Here is a 17222-nt window from a genome sequence, read left to right as displayed (position 1 = left end):
GCACCCCAGCAGACAAAAAAAAAGGCCCTCGCGATCGATTCGCGAGGGCCTTTTTTCGGCTTGCCCGTCAGTGCTTGGCGGTCTGCTCGGGCAGCGACAGGAGTTGACGCTCCTGGCCCCAGTCGAAGGGTTCGCCTTTCTCTTCGGCTGCGAAGCGGCGTTCCTCGAGGTCCTGGAACTGGGCGATTTCCTCCTCCGGCATGAAATGCAGGCAGTCGCCGCCGAAGAACCACAGCAGATCGCGCGGCACCAGATGGGCGATCTGCGGGTAGCGGTGGAACACCTGACAGATCATGTCCTGGCCGAGGTGGCGTTCCTCGGGGATGTTCGGCAGTGCCTTGACCAGCTCGTCGAAACGTTCGACGAACAGCGCATGGCTTTCATCCGGAACCTGCTCGGCTTCGCCGAGGGCGATGAGGATGCCGCGCAGGTGGGCCAGCAGGGTCAGGTTGTGATTGATGTATGAAGTGGCCATGGGATACCTGTGAAGTGGGGGCGCGCATCATAGCGGGGCCGCGTAGGACAGGCCATGTGGCTAGCCGATGTGGGCCGGGTTACGCCGGCCCGGCGCGCCGTTGGGAATCAGCGCACCTTGTCGGCGCTGGGCAGTAGGTCTTCCTTAGCGAAGTCGTCGACGTCGATCACCGCGCGCCGAGCGATTTCAGCCTGGTGCAGGGTGTGAGCCTCCTCGCTGCTGAGCACGCCAGCCTCGAGGGCCGCATCGATCGGGTTCTGCCCGGCCTTGGGCTGGAACTGGTCGTCCTTCAGCGCCTTGTGCAGTTTGCGCGAGGTGGCGTGACTCGATGCGAGCAGATCGAAGGCGTGTTTCAGGCCGCCCACCGCATCGTTCGGGTCCTGCGGGCGGAAGCAGCCGTCGAGCAGTTGCTCCAGCGCCGGGTCGCCTTCGGGGCGGCCGAGGATTGCAGCCACTTCGGCGTCCAACTCGTCGCTCGGGCCGGGATGACGGCGACCGAAGGGGAACACCACGAGGGTCAACAGGGCACCCAGCAGACGGTTCGGGAAGTTGGCAAGAATGCCCTCCAGCGCCAGTTCCGCCTTGCCCAGGCATTCCTCCAGCGACCAGCTCAACAACGCCTGTTGCTCCGCCGGGTAACCCAGGTCATGGAAGCGCTTGAGCGCCGCCGAGCCCAGGTACAGGTAGCTGAGCACGTCGCCGAGGCGCGCGGAGAGCCGCTCGCGACGCTTCAGCTCGCCGCCCAGCAGCATCATGCTGAGGTCGGCGAGCATCGCGAAGGCCGCGGCCAGGCGGTTCAGCGAGCGGAAATAGCTGCGCGACAAGCCGCGCCCCGGCGCCTTGCCGAGCAGGCCGAAGCTGAGCCCGAGCACCAGCGTGCTGGCGGCGTTGCTGACGGCGAAGCCGATGTGCTGCATCAGCAGGCGGTCGAACTTCACCAGCGCCGCGTCGCGGTCCGGTTCGTGGACCAGGGCCATTTCCTTGAGCACGAACGGATGGCAGCGAATCGCGCCCTGGCCGAAGATCATCAGGTTGCGCGACAGGATGTTCGCGCCTTCCACGGTGATGAAGATCGGCGCCGCCTGCCAGGATCGGCCGAGGTAGTTCTTCGGCCCCATGATGATCCCCTTGCCGCCGTGGATATCCATGGCGTGGGCGATGCACTCGCGACCGCGCTCGGTCAGGTGGTACTTGAGCACCGCGGAGAGCACCGAGGGTTTCTCGCCCAGGTCGACCGCATTGGCCGTGAGTACGCGGGCAGCATCCATCAGCCAGGCGTTGCCGCCGATACGCGCCAGCGCTTCCTGGATACCCTCGAACGCCGACAGCGGCACGTTGAACTGCTCGCGGATCTGCGCGTAGCGCCCACTGGCGTAACCGGTGGCCTTGGCCGCGCTGGTGCCCACCGCCGGCAGCGAGATCGAGCGTCCGACCGACAGGCAGTTCATCAGCATCATCCAGCCTTTGCCGATCATTTCCTCGCCACCGATGATGTAGCTCAGCGGCACGAAGACGTCCTTGCCGGAGTTCGGACCGTTCATGAACGCCGCGCCCAGCGGGACATGCCGGCGGCCGATCTCGACACCCGGCGTGGAGGTCGGAATCAGCGCCAGGGTGATGCCAAGTTCCTCCTGCTCGCCGAGCAGATGGTCCGGATCGTAGGTCTTGAACGCCAGGCCGAGGAGGGTGGCGACCGGCCCGAGGGTGATGTAGCGCTTTTCCCAGGTCAGGCGCAGGCCGAGCACTTCCTGGCCCTCCCACTCGCCCTTGCAGATGATTCCGCTGTCGGTCATCGCGCCGGCGTCGGAGCCGGCATGCGGGCCGGTGAGGGCGAAGCAGGGGATGTCCTGGCCGCTGGCGAGGCTCGGCAGGTAGTGGTTGCGCTGTTCCTCGGTGCCGTAATGCAGCAGCAGTTCGGCCGGGCCGAGGGAGTTGGGCACCATCACCGTGGATGCCAGGTCGCCGCTACGGGTCGCCAGCTTCATCACGATCTGCGAGTGCGCATAGGCGGAGAAGCCCTTGCCCCCGTACTGCTTGGGAATGATCAGGGCGAAGAAACCGTTGGCCTTGATGAAGTCCCAGGCTTCGGGCGGCAGGTCCATTCGCTGGGCGATGTCCCAGTCGCTGACCATGGCGCAGAGTTCGTTGGTCGGCCCCTCGATGAAGGCGCGTTCCTCGTCGGTCAGCCGGGGCGCGGGATAGTCGAGCAGCACATCCCAGTTGGGCCGGCCGCTGAACAGCTCGCCGTCCCACCACACGGTGCCGGCATCGATGGCTTCCTTCTCGGTGGCCGACATCGGCGGCAGCACCTTCTGGAACCAGTTGAACAGCGGCCCGCTGAACACCCGGCGGCGGAAATCGGGCAGCGCCAGCGGCACCGCGATGGCCAGCCACAGCAGCCACAGGACCAGCATGAGCAACACCGGCGCATGGCCGGAAACGCCCATGGCGACCAGGTAGACCGCGACCGCGGCGAGAGACGGCAGTGGCGATACACGCCAGTGGGCGAGCAGGGCGATGCCGACGACAAGAACCAGCAACCAAACGACCAGCATGTGAAATCCTCCGTGAAGACAGCATTCGAAGGCAGTGCTGTCTGGAACTGGCCGCCACCGTTCGTGGTGGCGGCAGGAGCGGTTCGGGCGGATCGCCATGGTGCGATCCCGGGTGGATCATCGTCCATCTCGGGCCGACCGCTTCGTGGATAGTGACCCCCGGCGGATAGGGGAGTTCGCCCATCGCCATGGCCCATGACGGTCTCGGGGAAGGTAGACTTCGACCATTGCAATGGAACGAGCCGAGGTACGTGATGCTGAAGATCTGGGGCCGCAGGAACTCCAACAACGTGCGCAAGGTGCTCTGGTGCGCCGAGGAACTTGGCCTGCCGTACGAGCAGATCGACGCCGGCGGCGCCTTCGGCGTGGTCGGCGACGCGGAGTACCGGGCGAAGAACCCCAACGGCCTGGTCCCGCTGATCGAGGACGACGGTTTCGTGCTCTGGGAGTCGAACGCCATCGTCCGCTATCTGAGCGCCAAGCATGCCGACGGCGGATTGCAGCCGGCGGAACTGCAGGCGCGCGCCAGTGCCGATCGCTGGATGGACTGGATGACCTCGTCGCTGGCCGCGCCGTACCGCACGGTGTTCTGGGGAATGCTGCGCACTGCCGAAGCCGACCGCGACCTTGCCGCCATCGAAGCGGCGCGTAGCCTCTGCGCCAACCTGCTGGCGGTTCCCGAACAGGCTCTGGCCCGGCAGCCGTGGCTGTCCGGCGAGGCGTTCGGCATGGGCGATATCCCGCTGGGGAGCTTCATCTACGCCTGGTTCGAGATGCCGATCGAACGGCCCTCGCTGCCTAATCTGGAAGCCTGGTATGCGCGTCTGCGCGAGCGTCCGGCCTTCCAGCGTGCGGTGATGACGGCGCTCACCTGAGCGCCGTGCCACGAAACACGCGGTTGCAATCGGGACCTTCCGCCCCTATCTAATCCACTCTCTTTCTCGCGCGTGCATTTATTATGAGTTCTGCACTGTCCATCCGGCAGTTGACCAAAACCTACGGCAACGGCTTCCAGGCCCTCAAGGGCATCGATCTGGAAGTGGCCGAAGGCGATTTCTTCGCCTTGCTCGGCCCCAACGGGGCCGGCAAGTCCACCACCATCGGCATTCTCTCGACCCTGGTGAACAAGAGCGGCGGCACGGTCAACGTGTTCGGCCACGACCTCGATGCGCAGCCGTCGGCGCTCAAGCGCTGCATCGGCGTGGTGCCGCAGGAGTTCAACTTCAACCAGTTCGAGAAGGTCTTCGACATCGTCACCACCCAGGCCGGCTATTACGGGATTCCGTTGCGCCAGGCCCGCGAGCGTGCCGAGGAATACCTGACCCAGCTGGGCCTGTGGGACAAGCGCAACGCCGCGTCCCGCGAGCTGTCCGGCGGGATGAAGCGGCGCCTGATGATCGCCCGCGCGCTGGTTCATCAACCGCGCCTGCTGATCCTCGACGAGCCCACCGCCGGCGTGGATATCGAGCTGCGCCGTTCGATGTGGAGCTTCCTCACCGAACTGAACAAGAAGGGCATCACCATCATCCTCACCACGCACTATCTGGAAGAGGCCGAACAGCTGTGCCGCAATATCGGCATCATCGACCACGGGCAGATCGTCGAGAACACCAGCATGCGGGCTCTGCTGGCCAAGCTGCATGCGGAAACCTTCCTCCTCGACCTGAAGGAGTCGCTGCTGATCGAACCGCAGCTGGAGGGCTACCCGGCGCGCCTGATCGACTCGCACACCCTCGAGGTGCAAGTGGAGAAGAGTCTCGGCATCACCGACCTGTTCGCCCAACTGGCGGCGCAGAACATCGAGGTGCTGAGCCTGCGCAACAAGACCAACCGGCTGGAGGAACTGTTCGTGTCCCTGGTCGAACAGAACCTGGCGAAGGTGGCGAGATGAGCGGCGAACTGCGTCCCAACCTGGTCGCCCTGCAGACCATCGTCTACCGCGAAGTACGGCGCTTCCTGCGTATCTGGCCGCAGACGCTGCTGCCCCCGGCGATCACCATGGTGCTGTACTTCGTGATCTTCGGCCGGCTGATCGGCGCGCGCATCGGCGAGATGGGCGGCTTCAGCTACATGGAGTACATCGTGCCCGGGCTGATCATGATGTCGGTGATCACCAACGCCTACGGCAACGTGGTGTCGAGCTTCTTCGGCGCCAAGTTCCAGCGCTCGGTGGAGGAGCTGCTGGTTTCGCCGGTGTCGCCGCACATCATCCTCATCGGCTACGTCACCGGCGGCGTCCTGCGCGGGCTGGCGGTGGCGGCGATCGTCACGGTGCTGTCGCTGTTCTTCACTCACCTGACACTGCATCACCTGGGCATCACGGTGCTGGTGATTTTCCTCGCGGCGACGATCTTTTCGCTGTGCGGCTTCGTCAACGCGGTCTACGCGCGCAACTTCGACGATATCTCGATCATCCCGACCTTCGTGCTGACGCCGCTGACCTACCTGGGCGGGGTGTTCTATTCGATCCATCTGCTGCCGCCGTTCTGGCAGGTGGTGTCGCTGGCCAACCCGATCCTGCACATGGTCAACGCGTTCCGCTACGGCATCCTCGGCGTATCCGACATCCATATCGGCACCGCCGTGGTGTTCATGCTGGGCGCGACCGCGGTCCTTTATCTGGTGTGCATCCGCCTGCTGGTGAGCGGTCGCGGCATGCGCCAGTGAGCGGGGGCGGTCGCTGATCCACGGCAGCGTCGGCCACGGCGCTGCTTCCTATACTCGGGCGACTCGTACCCGTCGACTTTCAGGAGTTCAGCATGCCGTCACGTTCTTCCACCCTCGTCTGCGGCGCGCTGGCGCTGTTCTGCCAGCTCGCCCAGGCCCATGCGCCCGCCCAGGCCTTCGCTTTCGGCGCGCCCGGCAAGGCTGTCGATGCCACCCGGACGGTGGAGGTGACGCTGGGCGATATCTATTTCGCGCCGAAGGTGCTGGAAGTGAAGGCCGGCGAGACGGTGCGCTTCGTGCTGAAGAACGAGGGCAAGCTGGTCCATGAATTCAACCTCGGCGATGCGCAGATGCACGCGGCGCACCAGCGCGAAATGCTCGACATGCAGAGCGCCGGTGCGCTGGCCGGGCACGCGAACATGGCGGGCATGGATCACGGCGTCGAGATGAGCCATGGCGAGGCAAACCCGGCCGCGGGCATGGCCCATGACGATCCCAACAGCGTGCTCGTCCAGCCGGGGCAGACCGGCGAGCTGGTCTGGACCTTCACCCAGGCCAGCGGGCTGCAGTTCGCCTGCAACGTGCCCGGCCATTACCAGGCCGGAATGGTGGGCGAAATCCGCATCGACTGAGGCACCTTCCGGCACCTGCGGTTTTTATCGGGGCGGCGACTGTATAGACTGCCGCGGTTTTCGCCCCGTCAGGTCCATCGCCATGCAACATCCCGCTGAACACTCGCCGCTAGGCAAATCCAGCGAGTACGTCTCCACCTACACGCCGTCGCTGCTGTTTCCGATCCCGCGCGCGCCGAAATGGGCGGAGCTGGGCCTGACCGCGCAGAGCCTGCCGTATTCGGGCGTGGATTACTGGAACTGCTACGAGCTGTCCTGGCTGACGGTGTCGGGCAAGCCGGTGGTGGCGGTGGGCGAGTTCGCGATTCCGGCGGACTCGCCGAACATCATCGAATCCAAGTCGTTCAAGCTCTACCTCAACTCGCTGAACCAGACCCGTTTCGCCTCCCGTGACGAGGTGCAGGCGCTTCTGGTCCGCGACCTGTCCGCTGCCGCCGGCGCGACGGTGGCAGTGACATTGAAGACGCTGGGGCGGGTGGCGCAGGAGGGCATCGTCGAGCCAGCCGGCGTGTGCATCGACGAGCTGGATGTGGAGATCGACGACTTCAGCCGGCCTCGGGCCGAGCTGCTGCGCTGCAACGCGGGCGGAGTGATCGAGGAAAGCTTCCACAGCCACCTGCTCAAGTCCAACTGCCCGGTCACCGGTCAGCCTGACTGGGGCACCCTGGTGGTGCAGTATCGCGGTCCGAAGCTCGACCACGCGCGCTTTCTCGCCTATCTGGTGAGCTTCCGCCAGCACTCGGATTTCCACGAGCAGTGCGTGGAGCGCATCTATCTGGATCTGCTCGATCTGCTCCAGCCGGAGCGTCTCAGCGTGCATGCGCGCTACGTGCGCCGCGGCGGCCTGGACATCAACCCGTATCGCAGCAACCACGCGACGACCTTCGACAACCGGCGACTCGCCCGGCAGTGAGGCAGGCGCCCCGGCGTTGCCGGGGCGTGGACGGCATCAGATACCGATGCTGGCGAGGGTCTGCATCACGTTTCGCAGGGTGCCGGCGAGGGTGGGATGGCTGACTTCGAAACGCTCGACCGCCAGGTTCACGCCGTCCACCAGATTCGGGCTGGGCGGCTGGGTGTTCTCGTAGGCCAGCTGGATCTCGATCTGGTTCATCACCTCGATGATCGACGCGCGTTCGTCATCGTTGAGGGGCGGTTCCTGGTCCAGCTGTTTGCGCAGGTCTTCCAGTTGCAGCTGCAGGTCGTTTGCAGACATGGCGATTCTCCCTTCTTGTATAAGCCAGAACATGGACCCTGCACCGATTCGAAAGGTCCGTGAGATTGGTTTCAGGTTATCACCGGGAACGCCGCGGCGGGCGCGTGGGTCAATGAGTCCGCCGGCGTTCGAGCGGATTCGCTGACCGCGGGCAAGCCCTGCGTCGATAGGCGCACAAAACGCCCCGCGAAACCGGCACTGACGCGCTACCGGCGGCGGAGCACGCTTCACGGGTTTTGTATCAAGCCCTATACTGCGCGCCCGGACGTGGCGGGCCGCCACAGGATTTTTCAAGGAGACACCTCATGCGCGACATCGGTACTGGCTGGATTCAGGGCGTCGCACGCTCGTTCGCCTGTGTTGCCCTGGCACTGCTTCCGCTGGTCGCCCACGCCGCTGAAGAAGATCCGTGGGAGAGCTTCAACCGCGGCATCTTCCGCTTCAACGACACCCTCGATACCTACGCGCTGAAGCCGCTCGCCCAGGGCTACCAGGCGGTCACCCCGCAGTTCCTCGAGGACGGCATTCACAACGTCTTCGGCAACATCGGCGACGTCACCAACCTGGTCAACAACCTGTTGCAGGGGAAAGTGCATGACGCCGGCGTCGATACCAGCCGCCTGATCTTCAACACCACCTTCGGCCTGCTGGGCTTCTTCGACGTGGCCAAGCACATGGGCCTGCAGAAGAGCGACGAAGACTTCGGCCAGACCCTTGGCGCCTGGGGCGTCGGCAGCGGCCCGTACGTGGTGCTGCCGCTGTTCGGTCCGAGCACCCTGCGCGATGCGCCGGCGCGCATCCCGGACAGCTTCCTCAACGTCTACCCGTACATCGACCATGTGCCGACCCGCAACGTGACCTTCGCCGTCGACACCATCGACACCCGCGCCAGCCTGCTGGACGCGGAGAAGATGATCAGCGGCGACAAGTACGTGTTCCTGCGCAACGCCTACCTGCAGAACCGCGAGTTCCGGGTCAAGGACGGCGACGTCGAAGACGACTTCTGAGTCGGATGCTGAAATGAAAAAGGCGGCCCACGGGCCGCCTTTTTTGTTCCGCAGGTTCAGTTCATCGACAGGATCGCGAGGCCGAGGGATTGCCGTCCGTCGCCCAGGTCGGCGACACGCACCACTTCGGCCTCGGCGTCGAGGCTCTTGAGCTGGGCGTGGTCGGAGCCGATGTGCACCTGGACCTTGTCGCCCATGGCCAGCGCGCACTCGGCTTCCAGCTGCATGCCGGTGCTGGAGAGGTTCAGGCACAGCGCGGGGATCTCCTGGCCGGCGTGCCTGAGAACCACGGGGGCTTCGACTCGCATGCGGATGAAATCGCGTTTCTCGCTGTAGGCGTGATCATTCTGGCTCATGGCCGTGTCCTCTCGTTATTGTGCGGCGCGTTCCGGCTCTTATAACCCCCGTCGATTTCAGGTGTAAAGGCCACTCCGGCCATGCTGGCCAGATGCTTGAATCGACTGGCGGATGGGAGTACCGTCTGCGCCTGAATCGAACCGGTGAAGCGCCCTGGCTGATCGGCCAGGAGCATAAGTCCAACCGTCCGCGGCGCCGTTTGCCTGGATACCTCATGCACAATCCCAGTGCCAAGCTGCTTATCATCGATGACGACGAGGCCGTACGTGCAAGCCTCGCGGCCTATCTGGAAGACAGCGGCTTCAGCGTTCTGCAAGCGAGCAACGGCCTTTCCGGCCTGCAGATCTTCGAACGCGAACATCCCGATCTGGTGATCTGCGACCTGCGCATGCCTCAGGTCGACGGGCTCGAGCTCATTCGTCGTATCGGCGCCCTGGAGGTCGAGACGCCGGTCATCGTCGTTTCCGGTGCCGGCGTGATGAGCGATGCCGTCGAGGCCCTGCGCCTGGGCGCCGCCGACTACCTGATCAAGCCGTTGGAAGACCTGGCCGTACTCGAGCACTCGGTGCGTCGCGCGCTGGACCGTGCCTACCTGCGGGCGGAAAACGACCGCTACCGGGTCAAGCTGGAAAATGCCAACCGCGAGTTGCAGGCCAGCCTGCACCTGCTCCAGGAAGACCAGAATGCCGGCCGCCATGTACAGATGAACATGCTGCCGGTGACGCCCTGGACCTCGGACAACCTGCACTTCGCCCACCAGATCATTCCTTCGCTGTACCTGTCGGGCGATTTCGTCGACTACTTCCGTGTCGACGACCGGCGGATCGTGTTCTACCTCGCGGACGTATCCGGGCATGGCGCCTCGTCCGCCTTCGTCACCGTGCTGCTGAAGTTCATGACCACCCGGCTGCTCTACGAATCGCGGCGCAACGGAGTGCTTCCGGACTTCAAACCGTCCGAAGTGCTCGGCCACATCAATCGCGGGCTGATCAACACCAAGTTGGGCAAGCACGTGACCATGGTCGGAGGGGTGATCGACGAGGAGCGCGGTACGCTGACCTACAGCATTGGCGGGCATCTGCCGCTGCCCGTGCTCTTCGATGGCAAGGAATCGCGTTACCTGCAGGGGAAGGGATTGCCGGTCGGCCTGTTCAACGAGGCCACCTACGAGGACAACCTCCTGGAGTTGCCGGAGGCGTTCAGCCTGACGCTGCTCTCGGATGGGATTTTGGACCTTTTGCCGGGCGATACGCTCAAAGACAAGGAAGCCGAGTTACCGCAGCTTGTGCGGTCGGCTGGCGGCACCCTAGACGGGTTGCGCCAGGTTTTCGGATTGGCCACGCTGGGCGAAATGCCGGATGACATTGCCCTCCTGGTCCTGAGCAGGAACCTTGCATGAGTAGCGGTAGAATTCAGTTTGCCGAGCAGGAAGGCACCTTCGTTCTCAAGTTCGTCGGTGAGATACGCCTGACCCTGTGTTCGGCGCTGGATGCCACGATCGAGCAGATTTTCACGGCGTTGAATTTCTCGGCGATCGTCATCGACCTCACCGAAACGCGCAGCATCGACAGCACCACCCTCGGCCTGCTGGCCAAGTTGTCGATTCTCTCGCGGCAGAAGGTCGGCCTGTTGCCGACCGTGGTCACCACCCATCCGGACATCACGCGCCTGCTGCAATCCATGGGCTTCGACCAGGTGTTCAACATCGTCGACCGCCCGCTGCCATGCCCCGAGTGCCTGACCGACCTGCCGTCGCAGGATCAGTCGGAAGAGGTCGTGCGCGCCAAGGTGCTCGAAGCGCACCGCATCCTGATGGGACTCAACGAGTCCAATCGCGAGGCGTTCCACGATCTGGTGAACGCACTCGAACGCAGCTGACCGCTCAGGCAATCCATAACGCAAAACGGGCGATCCCCGCAGGGAGATCGCCCGTTTCGTTCAGGCGACTGCGTCAGACCTTGGCGGCGAGCAACAGCTCGAGCTTCTCCTGGTCGCGGGCGAACTGGCGGATGCCCTCGGCGAGTTTCTCGGTCGCCATCGGGTCTTCGTTCATTGCCCAGCGGAAACGGCTCTGGTCCAGCACCAGGCGCGATTCGCCCTGGCCACCGGCGTTCAGCTTGCGCTCCAGGACGCCCTGGTCCTCCTCCAGTTTCTGCAGCAGTTCCGGGCTGATGGTCAGGCGATCGCAGCCGGCCAGCTCCTCGATCTGGCTGAGGTTGCGGAAGCTCGCGCCCATGACCACGGTCTGGTAGCCGTTGGCCTTGTAGTAGGCGTAGATGCGCGATACGGACTGGACGCCCGGATCTTCGGCGCCGACGTAGTCGCGGCCTTCGGCCTTCTTGTACCAGTCGTAGATGCGCCCGACGAAGGGCGAGATGAGGAATACGCCGGCATCCGCGCAGGCGGCTGCCTGGGCGAAGGAGAACAGCAGGGTCAGGTTGGTCTGCACGCCGGCCTTTTCCAGCTCCTCGGCGGCGCGGATACCTTCCCAGGTGGCGGCGATCTTGATCAGCACGCGTTCACGGCCGATACCCGCCTTGTCATACAGCTCGATCAGGCGCTCGGCGCGACGCAGCGTGGCGTCGGTGTCGAAGGACAGGCGTGCATCGACTTCGGTGGAGATTCGGCCAGGAATGACCTTGAGGATTTCCTGGCCGACCGCGACGCCGAAGCGGTCGGAGGCAAGGCCGAGGTCGCCGTCGCATCCGGTCACCGCATTACCCAGCAGCTCGGCGTAGCGGGGCAGGGAAGCGGCCTTGAGCAGCAGCGAAGGGTTGGTGGTGGCGTCCACGGGCTTCAGGCGGGTGATGGCGTCGAGGTCGCCGGTATCGGCGACGACGGTGGTGAATTGCTTGAGTTGTTCCAGCTTCGAGGTCATGGGGACTCTTTCCTGTGCGATGGCCTGACCTTACCCGAGGGGGCCAGCGCCGCTCAAGAGAGCGCGACGGGCCGGCGGGTCGGACAGGGCTTTGATCGAATCGGGCGGCGGGCGTTCCTTGGGATTTTCCTTCAGTGCCCTTCGAGCAGCCCGATGGCCTGATCCAGCAAACCGAGCGGGTCGCGGGTCTTGTGCACATCCACCGACAGCAGCTGGCGAAAGCGCCGGGCGCCGTTGAATCCCTGGCCGAGGCCCAGCACGTGCCGGGTGATGTGGTGCATTGCACCGCCATCGGCCAGGTGCCGGGCGATGTAGGGGCGCATCGCCCGCAGCGCGTCGGCGCGGCTGATCGGCGGTGTCTCGTCGCCATACAGCGCGCCATCCACGTCGGCCAGCACGTAGGGGTTGTGATAGGCCTCGCGGCCGAGCATCACGCCGTCGAAGGTCTGCAAATGCGTCCGGCATTCGGCGAGGGTCTTGATCCCGCCATTGAGGATGATCTCCAGACCAGGGAAGTCGCGCTTCAACTGGGCGGCGATGTCGTAACGCAGCGGCGGAACCTCGCGGTTCTCCTTCGGCGACAGGCCTTCGAGGATGGCGATCCGCGCATGCACGGTGAAACTGGTGCAACCGGCTTCGTGCACCTGGCCGACGAAATCGCAAAGCTCCGCGTAGCTGTCGCGGCCGTTGATGCCGATGCGGTGCTTCACCGTCACCGGGATCGTCACCGCATCGAGCATCGCCTTCACGCAGTCGGCTACCAGCGTCGGGTGCGCCATCAGGCAGGCGCCAATCATGTTGTTCTGCACCCGGTCGCTGGGGCAGCCGACGTTGAGGTTGACCTCGTCGTAGCCGGCCTGCTCGGCAAAAGCCGCGCAGGCGGCCAGTTCGGCCGGCACGCTGCCGCCCAGTTGCAGCGCCAGCGGGTGCTCGGCCTCGTCGTAGCGCAGGAAACGCTCGCGGTCGCCGTTGAGCAGCGCGCCCGTGGTGACCATCTCGGTGTACAGCAGCGCATGGCGCGAGAGGAGGCGCAGGAAGAACCGGCAATGGCGGTCAGTCCAGTCCATCATCGGCGCAACGGAGAAGCGTCTAGGCACCGTGGCTGGCGTGGTTGCTGAGTTTAGGCCTTGTGGCATGGGTGTCTCCGGCGTGCGCGTTTCTGACGTGTTTCTGGGGGTTTGCGGGCATTCTTAAAAGTTGGGTGGTACGCTGTACCACTCAAATGCTCGCATGTACCACCGGCCGACAGGATGTACCACCATGGCAACGATCAGACCGCGAAAGAGGGCTGACGGCACGATCAGTTACACCGCGCAGATTCGAATCAAAAAAGATGGAGTGCAAGTTTACACGGAGAGCCAGACCTTCGCCCGCAAGAAGGCGGCCGAGGCGTGGGTGAAGCGCCGCGAGACTGAGCTGAGTGAGCCTGGTGCAATTGAGCGCGCCAAGAAGGGCGGTGTCCTGCTCAAGGATGTGATCGATAAGTACTTGGCTGAGGTCGGGCAGGCCCAGCCGCTTGGGCGAACGAAGGAGTACACGCTGCGTGCGATTGCTGCTTCGTATTTGGGTGAAATGACGCCTGCGCAGATGACTAGCCAGGTGCTGGTTGATTATGCGCTGTGGCGAATGAGTCCGGATGGTGGTGGTGTTCAGCCGCAGACTGCCGGTAATGACCTGGCGCACCTTGGGGCGGTGCTGTCAGTTGCTCGGCCGGCGTGGGGGTATGACGTACCGGCTGGTGCCATGACCGATGCGCGGATGGTGCTCAACAAGCTGGGTTACAAGATGAAGAGCCGCGAGCGCGAGCGCCGGCCGACGCCGGCTGAGCTAGCTCAGATGCTTGAGCGGTTCTGTGATGTGTTGAAGGCCCGGCCGCAGTCGGTGCATATGCCGAAGGTCGTGCTGTTTGCCTTGTTCTCTACGCGCCGGCAGGACGAGATTGTGCGCATACGCTGGGCTGACCTGGATGAAGCGCGGCAGGCGGTGCTGGTCCGGGATATGAAAAACCCCGGCGACAAGTGGGGCAACGACGTCTGGTGTCATCTGCCGCCAGAGGCTTGGGCCATCGTGCAAAGCATGCCGAGGGTCTATGAAGAGATATTCCCATACACGGGTGATGCGATACAGGGCGCGTGGGGGCGGGCGATTGAGCGGACGCAGATTGAGGATCTTCACTTCCATGATCTACGGCATGGTGGCGTGAGCAGGCTGTTTGAGATGGACTGGGATATTCCTCGGGTGGCGAGTGTTTCTGGCCACCGGGACTGGAACTCACTGCGACGCTATACCCACCTGCACGGGCGTGGGGATTCGTTTGCGGGCTGGGAGTGGCTGCCGAAGGTCATAGCGATGCCTGTGACCTTCGGTGCGGCAGTAGCCAAACGCAAGCAGCTGTCAGGCGCATAGCTGCTTGCACTCTTTGATAGCTGCGGCGCGCTGATCGTCGAGGTAGTTCGCCAAGTCCTGAAGGTGGATGCCCTTGGCCGACTTCTGGCTGTTCTCCAGCCGGGTGATCGGAATTTTAATCTGCCCGGCCAATACCTTACGCTGGAACATGTCCGGCGTCAGGTGGGTAAAGTAGTCCTTGCACACCTGCTCGAGCGGGATGATGGCTTTGCCATCGTATTGGGTTATCAGCAGAAATGCGGTTTTCATGTTTGCCTCGTTTGGGTCTGTCTAGCCTTCAAAGCCATTCAATACGAAAGCCTCCTCCGCGTGTTCGCGTATCTGGATGGTTTGGCGACAGATTAAAGATGGTTCAGGCTCTAAAAATTGAAGCCAATCTAGGGGCAGGATCAGCCGGAAACGAAAGGAGCAAATAGGTCATGGGAGTCCCGCTCGGGACTGCTGCAACTATTTGCCGGATATTTCCGCTGAAACAGGAAAATAAATCGGAAAAAAACAAGCCTCAGTGTCCATGGTGAGTGGCCGCAATCGCCCATGGTTGCTAGCATCGATGCATTGATAAAGTGCGCAGGAAAATGCGCGAAAGCTTCACATGGGAAATTATCCGAATGCCGTTGATCACCGACCGCAGCTACCTAGATCCAGTCCTACCGGAGAGCTTGCCGGCGTCGATCATCAACTCAGCCGATGAGCTACCACGCAAGATCGAATTTCTGGCCGGACGCTTGTCACCGGAGACCTCTGCACGTGTAGCCGAGCTACTGCGGCTTACCAACAGCTACTACTCCAACCTGATTGAAGGTCAGTACACCAAGATCGCGGATCTGCAGCGTGCCCAAAACGCTCCGAAGCGTGATCGCAAGCAGCTGACTGACTTGGCAGTCCAGCACGTGGAAGAGCAGGCCGTGCTTGAGCGTGCAATGCGCCGCTATCAGGGTGATAGTTTCTCAGCGATGTTCGACCCGACTCTATTGGAGAAGATCCATCACCGGCTGTTCAAGCACGCAAGCCCAGAAGCACTGACGCTCGAAGATGGGCGGCGAATGTCGCCTGGCTGCCTGCGTGCAGAGGACAATGAGCAAGTTCGTGTCGGCCAGCACGCAGCTCCAGCGGCAGCAGCCGTGCGCCCGATGCTTCTGCACCTACAGAGCAGTTTCGGAAGAATTACCGACCCACGCCGGCGTCTGATTGCAATTCTAGCTAATCATCACCGGACCGCCTTCGTACACCCCTTCTTAGATGGGAACGGGCGGGTTACGCGCATGCAAACACACCTGCAGCTCTGCTATCTGGGTTTGAGGCCTATGCTTTGGTCGCTATCCCGAGGGCTTGCACGTAGGCATGAGGACTACTACCGTCACCTTGCTCTCGCGGACAGCCCCCGTCAGGGCGATCTGGATGGGCGTGGCCAGCTTTCCCAGCGGTACTACTTCGGGTTCATCGAGTTCATGCTCGATGTCTGCCATGACCAGGTCGATTACATGACGGAGGCGCTGAATACGGTGACCTTACGTGCTCGCCTGACGAAGGTATTTCAGTACAACGAGCAGCTGCAACACAGCGGCGTGCGACCCACCACGGCACCTGCGGTGTTGGCTCTGCTCACTCAGGGCAGCATGCCTCGCAGCGATTTCAAGATATTCACCGGCCTGAACCCCCGCCAAGCCTCCGATGAGCTGTCCGCGTTGGTGAGTCTCGGCGTGGTGCACAGCGAATCGCCTAAAGCACGCATTATTGAGCCAGGTCTGCCGGCCTGGTTTGCCGGCGAGATCTTCCCCGAGCTTCATCGGAGGTTCCAGTAGCTAAAGGACAGCACTGGCCGCTCGGTCAGTGCTCATCAGTCGTCATGGGCGTGTATCGGTTGGATACGAGCCCCTGGGCGTTTCGCATTGCGCTTAACACCCGCATAGGACCATTTGATTTCAGTGGTTAACTTGCGGATCAGCTTCTGCGTAATGCCTAGCAGGCGGGTTAGGGCAAGCCGGGTGATTCAGTACTGAGTTTTTTGATTTGGGGCCGTCGGGTCACTTGAGCTATCCGAAGCGTTATCTGCCATAGGCAATCGTGTGACTCTGGAACTTCCAACTGTGCAAATTTCTCGTATTTATATGCACCGCCACCCAGGAAAATAGAGTCAACTGCGTGCCCTTTAAAAACTCGTAGCCCTTGTTTGTTTTTCGTCATTACGGCGTGAGTGATTTGGTTGGCAGCTTTATCAAGGTCAGCGCTAGACGGTATCTTTTTACCGTAGAGAATTGCTGTTTATTTTATTGACAGAAGAATATATTCGTTTTTGTCAAAACCCTGAATGCTGTCGTAGCTTTCGGCTATTTATTTAACGCTTCAAGCAAGGAATAGATATCTGTGAGGCAGCTATTATATAAAATAGCGACTAGCTTGCGGTCGTCAGAAATATCCAGTCAACGCTAAGTAAGTAGAACCCGTAGTTGGCTGGAATATCTGTAAAGTCTTTCAGAAATTGAGCTGTATCGTGAAGCAGTGTGTGCAAAATCTGCACATACTGAGGTTGATGGAAAAGCCTATCAGTAGCGACTGTTCAAGCTTAATGTAATATTCACTGTGGCTACATGTTCAATTAATGGATGGCGCGCATTATTGCTGGCGGATGTCCATGTTTTAAGGGAGTACCTCACTCGCAGTAACAGCCTTAATCGCCAGTGCTTCGATGCTAACGCCAGCTAACTAGATGCGGCATCGCCCGGAAAGCTATTTAGCGGCGTAACTTGTGTCGGTCGAATGACCACATCATAAGCATCCACATCCGGCTTTCCGTGCGCGCTGATCACGTTGCTTTAGCCGATATCGAGGCCAACGAAGGTTCCCATAGACAATCTCCAGTCCATTTGCGTCATGCCGTCTACACCAGATGGTTGTCAGATGACGACGACAGGGGCTGCAATCAAAGAAATCAGGCGCGCTTACCGCTAAAGATCGGCAAAACGACACAAGGTGGTCACAGGATGACGACGCGGAGTGATTATTCAGGTCCAGCGGGGGGGGGGGGGGGC

The 17222-nt window shown here is 62.3% G+C and carries 17 protein-coding genes; 10 read left to right on the top strand and 7 right to left on the bottom strand.

Annotated elements, in window-relative coordinates; genetic code table 11:
* Positions 1-67: 67 nt before the first annotated feature.
* Positions 68-475, bottom strand: coding sequence for a PA2817 family protein (locus tag B2X67_RS07080; protein WP_286785058.1), 408 nt, complete (start codon positions 473-475; stop codon positions 68-70).
* Positions 476-582: 107 nt separating this feature from the next.
* Positions 583-3030 carry an acyl-CoA dehydrogenase gene (locus B2X67_RS07075; RefSeq protein WP_273229165.1) on the bottom strand — a complete coding sequence of 816 codons (2448 nt, stop codon included), beginning with the start codon at positions 3028-3030 and terminating at the stop codon, positions 583-585.
* 254 nt (positions 3031-3284) lie between these two features.
* Here B2X67_RS07075 and B2X67_RS07070 point away from each other — a divergent pair, with 254 nt between their 5' ends.
* The 5 genes from B2X67_RS07070 to queF all read left to right on the top strand — a co-directional run bounded on the left by B2X67_RS07070 (position 3285) and on the right by queF (position 7242).
* Positions 3285-3905, top strand: coding sequence for a glutathione S-transferase family protein (locus B2X67_RS07070; RefSeq protein WP_286785057.1), 621 nt, complete (start codon positions 3285-3287; stop codon positions 3903-3905).
* Between the two features lie 83 nt (positions 3906-3988).
* Complete coding sequence (locus B2X67_RS07065) at positions 3989-4921, top strand: ABC transporter ATP-binding protein (protein WP_273229163.1); 933 nt, start codon at positions 3989-3991, stop codon at positions 4919-4921.
* Entirely contained in the window at positions 4918-5697 is a 780-nt protein-coding gene (locus tag B2X67_RS07060; protein ID WP_286785056.1) for an ABC transporter permease, read from the top strand. Before B2X67_RS07065 ends, B2X67_RS07060 begins: the two co-directional genes overlap by 4 nt.
* A 92-nt stretch (positions 5698-5789) precedes the next feature.
* Entirely contained in the window at positions 5790-6329 is a 540-nt protein-coding gene (locus tag B2X67_RS07055) for a cupredoxin domain-containing protein (protein WP_286785055.1), read from the top strand.
* 82 nt (positions 6330-6411) lie between these two features.
* Positions 6412-7242 carry an NADPH-dependent 7-cyano-7-deazaguanine reductase QueF gene (gene queF / locus B2X67_RS07050; protein ID WP_286785054.1) on the top strand — a complete coding sequence of 277 codons (831 nt, stop codon included), beginning with the start codon at positions 6412-6414 and terminating at the stop codon, positions 7240-7242.
* A gap of 36 nt (positions 7243-7278) precedes the next feature.
* On the opposite strand, the gene B2X67_RS07045 is transcribed toward queF, so the two are convergent.
* On the bottom strand, positions 7279-7545 hold the full coding sequence (locus B2X67_RS07045) for a DUF4404 family protein (RefSeq protein WP_286785053.1): 267 nt from the start codon (positions 7543-7545) through the stop codon (positions 7279-7281).
* 305 nt (positions 7546-7850) lie between these two features.
* Between B2X67_RS07045 and B2X67_RS07040 the strand changes: the two genes are divergently transcribed.
* Positions 7851-8552, top strand: a complete 702-nt coding sequence (locus tag B2X67_RS07040; protein ID WP_273229159.1) for an MlaA family lipoprotein — start codon at positions 7851-7853, stop codon at positions 8550-8552.
* 56 nt (positions 8553-8608) lie between these two features.
* Here B2X67_RS07040 and B2X67_RS07035 read toward each other — a convergent pair whose 3' ends face one another.
* Positions 8609-8908: a PilZ domain-containing protein gene (locus B2X67_RS07035; RefSeq protein WP_090229174.1), complete on the bottom strand. Its 300-nt coding sequence runs from the start codon at positions 8906-8908 to the stop codon at positions 8609-8611.
* Positions 8909-9123: 215 nt separating this feature from the next.
* Here B2X67_RS07035 and rssB point away from each other — a divergent pair, with 215 nt between their 5' ends.
* Both rssB and rssC read left to right on the top strand, forming a co-directional pair.
* Complete coding sequence (rssB, locus tag B2X67_RS07030) at positions 9124-10308, top strand: two-component system response regulator RssB (protein WP_286785052.1); 1185 nt, start codon at positions 9124-9126, stop codon at positions 10306-10308.
* A complete protein-coding gene (rssC, locus tag B2X67_RS07025; RefSeq protein WP_273229157.1) occupies positions 10305-10787 on the top strand; it encodes an anti-sigma factor antagonist RssC in 483 nt (160 codons plus the stop codon). Before rssB ends, rssC begins: the two co-directional genes overlap by 4 nt.
* Before the next feature lie 73 nt (positions 10788-10860).
* On the opposite strand, the gene tal is transcribed toward rssC, so the two are convergent.
* Together tal and dusA are read right to left on the bottom strand one after the other, a co-directional pair.
* Positions 10861-11787 carry a transaldolase gene (tal, locus tag B2X67_RS07020; RefSeq protein WP_286785051.1) on the bottom strand — a complete coding sequence of 309 codons (927 nt, stop codon included), beginning with the start codon at positions 11785-11787 and terminating at the stop codon, positions 10861-10863.
* A gap of 131 nt (positions 11788-11918) precedes the next feature.
* Entirely contained in the window at positions 11919-12923 is a 1005-nt protein-coding gene (dusA, locus tag B2X67_RS07015) for a tRNA dihydrouridine(20/20a) synthase DusA (RefSeq protein ID WP_286785050.1), read from the bottom strand.
* Positions 12924-13047: 124 nt separating this feature from the next.
* Here dusA and B2X67_RS07010 point away from each other — a divergent pair, with 124 nt between their 5' ends.
* Positions 13048-14193 carry a site-specific integrase gene (locus B2X67_RS07010; protein ID WP_286785049.1) on the top strand — a complete coding sequence of 382 codons (1146 nt, stop codon included), beginning with the start codon at positions 13048-13050 and terminating at the stop codon, positions 14191-14193.
* Here B2X67_RS07010 and B2X67_RS07005 read toward each other — a convergent pair.
* Entirely contained in the window at positions 14182-14442 is a 261-nt protein-coding gene (locus B2X67_RS07005) for a pyocin activator PrtN family protein (RefSeq protein WP_286785048.1), read from the bottom strand. The genes B2X67_RS07010 and B2X67_RS07005 overlap by 12 nt on opposite strands.
* A gap of 326 nt (positions 14443-14768) precedes the next feature.
* Here B2X67_RS07005 and B2X67_RS07000 point away from each other — a divergent pair, with 326 nt between their 5' ends.
* A complete protein-coding gene (locus B2X67_RS07000; protein ID WP_286785047.1) occupies positions 14769-15995 on the top strand; it encodes a Fic family protein in 1227 nt (408 codons plus the stop codon).
* Positions 15996-17222: the final 1227 nt, after the last annotated feature.

Origin of the sequence: Pseudomonas sp. UBA3153 (assembly GCF_002364635.1) — a bacterium.
GTDB classification, from domain to species: Bacteria; Pseudomonadota; Gammaproteobacteria; order Pseudomonadales; family Pseudomonadaceae; genus Pseudomonas_O; species Pseudomonas_O kuykendallii.
The sequence above is the reverse complement of the archived record's forward strand: the minus strand, read 5'-3'. Positions and strand labels throughout refer to the sequence as shown.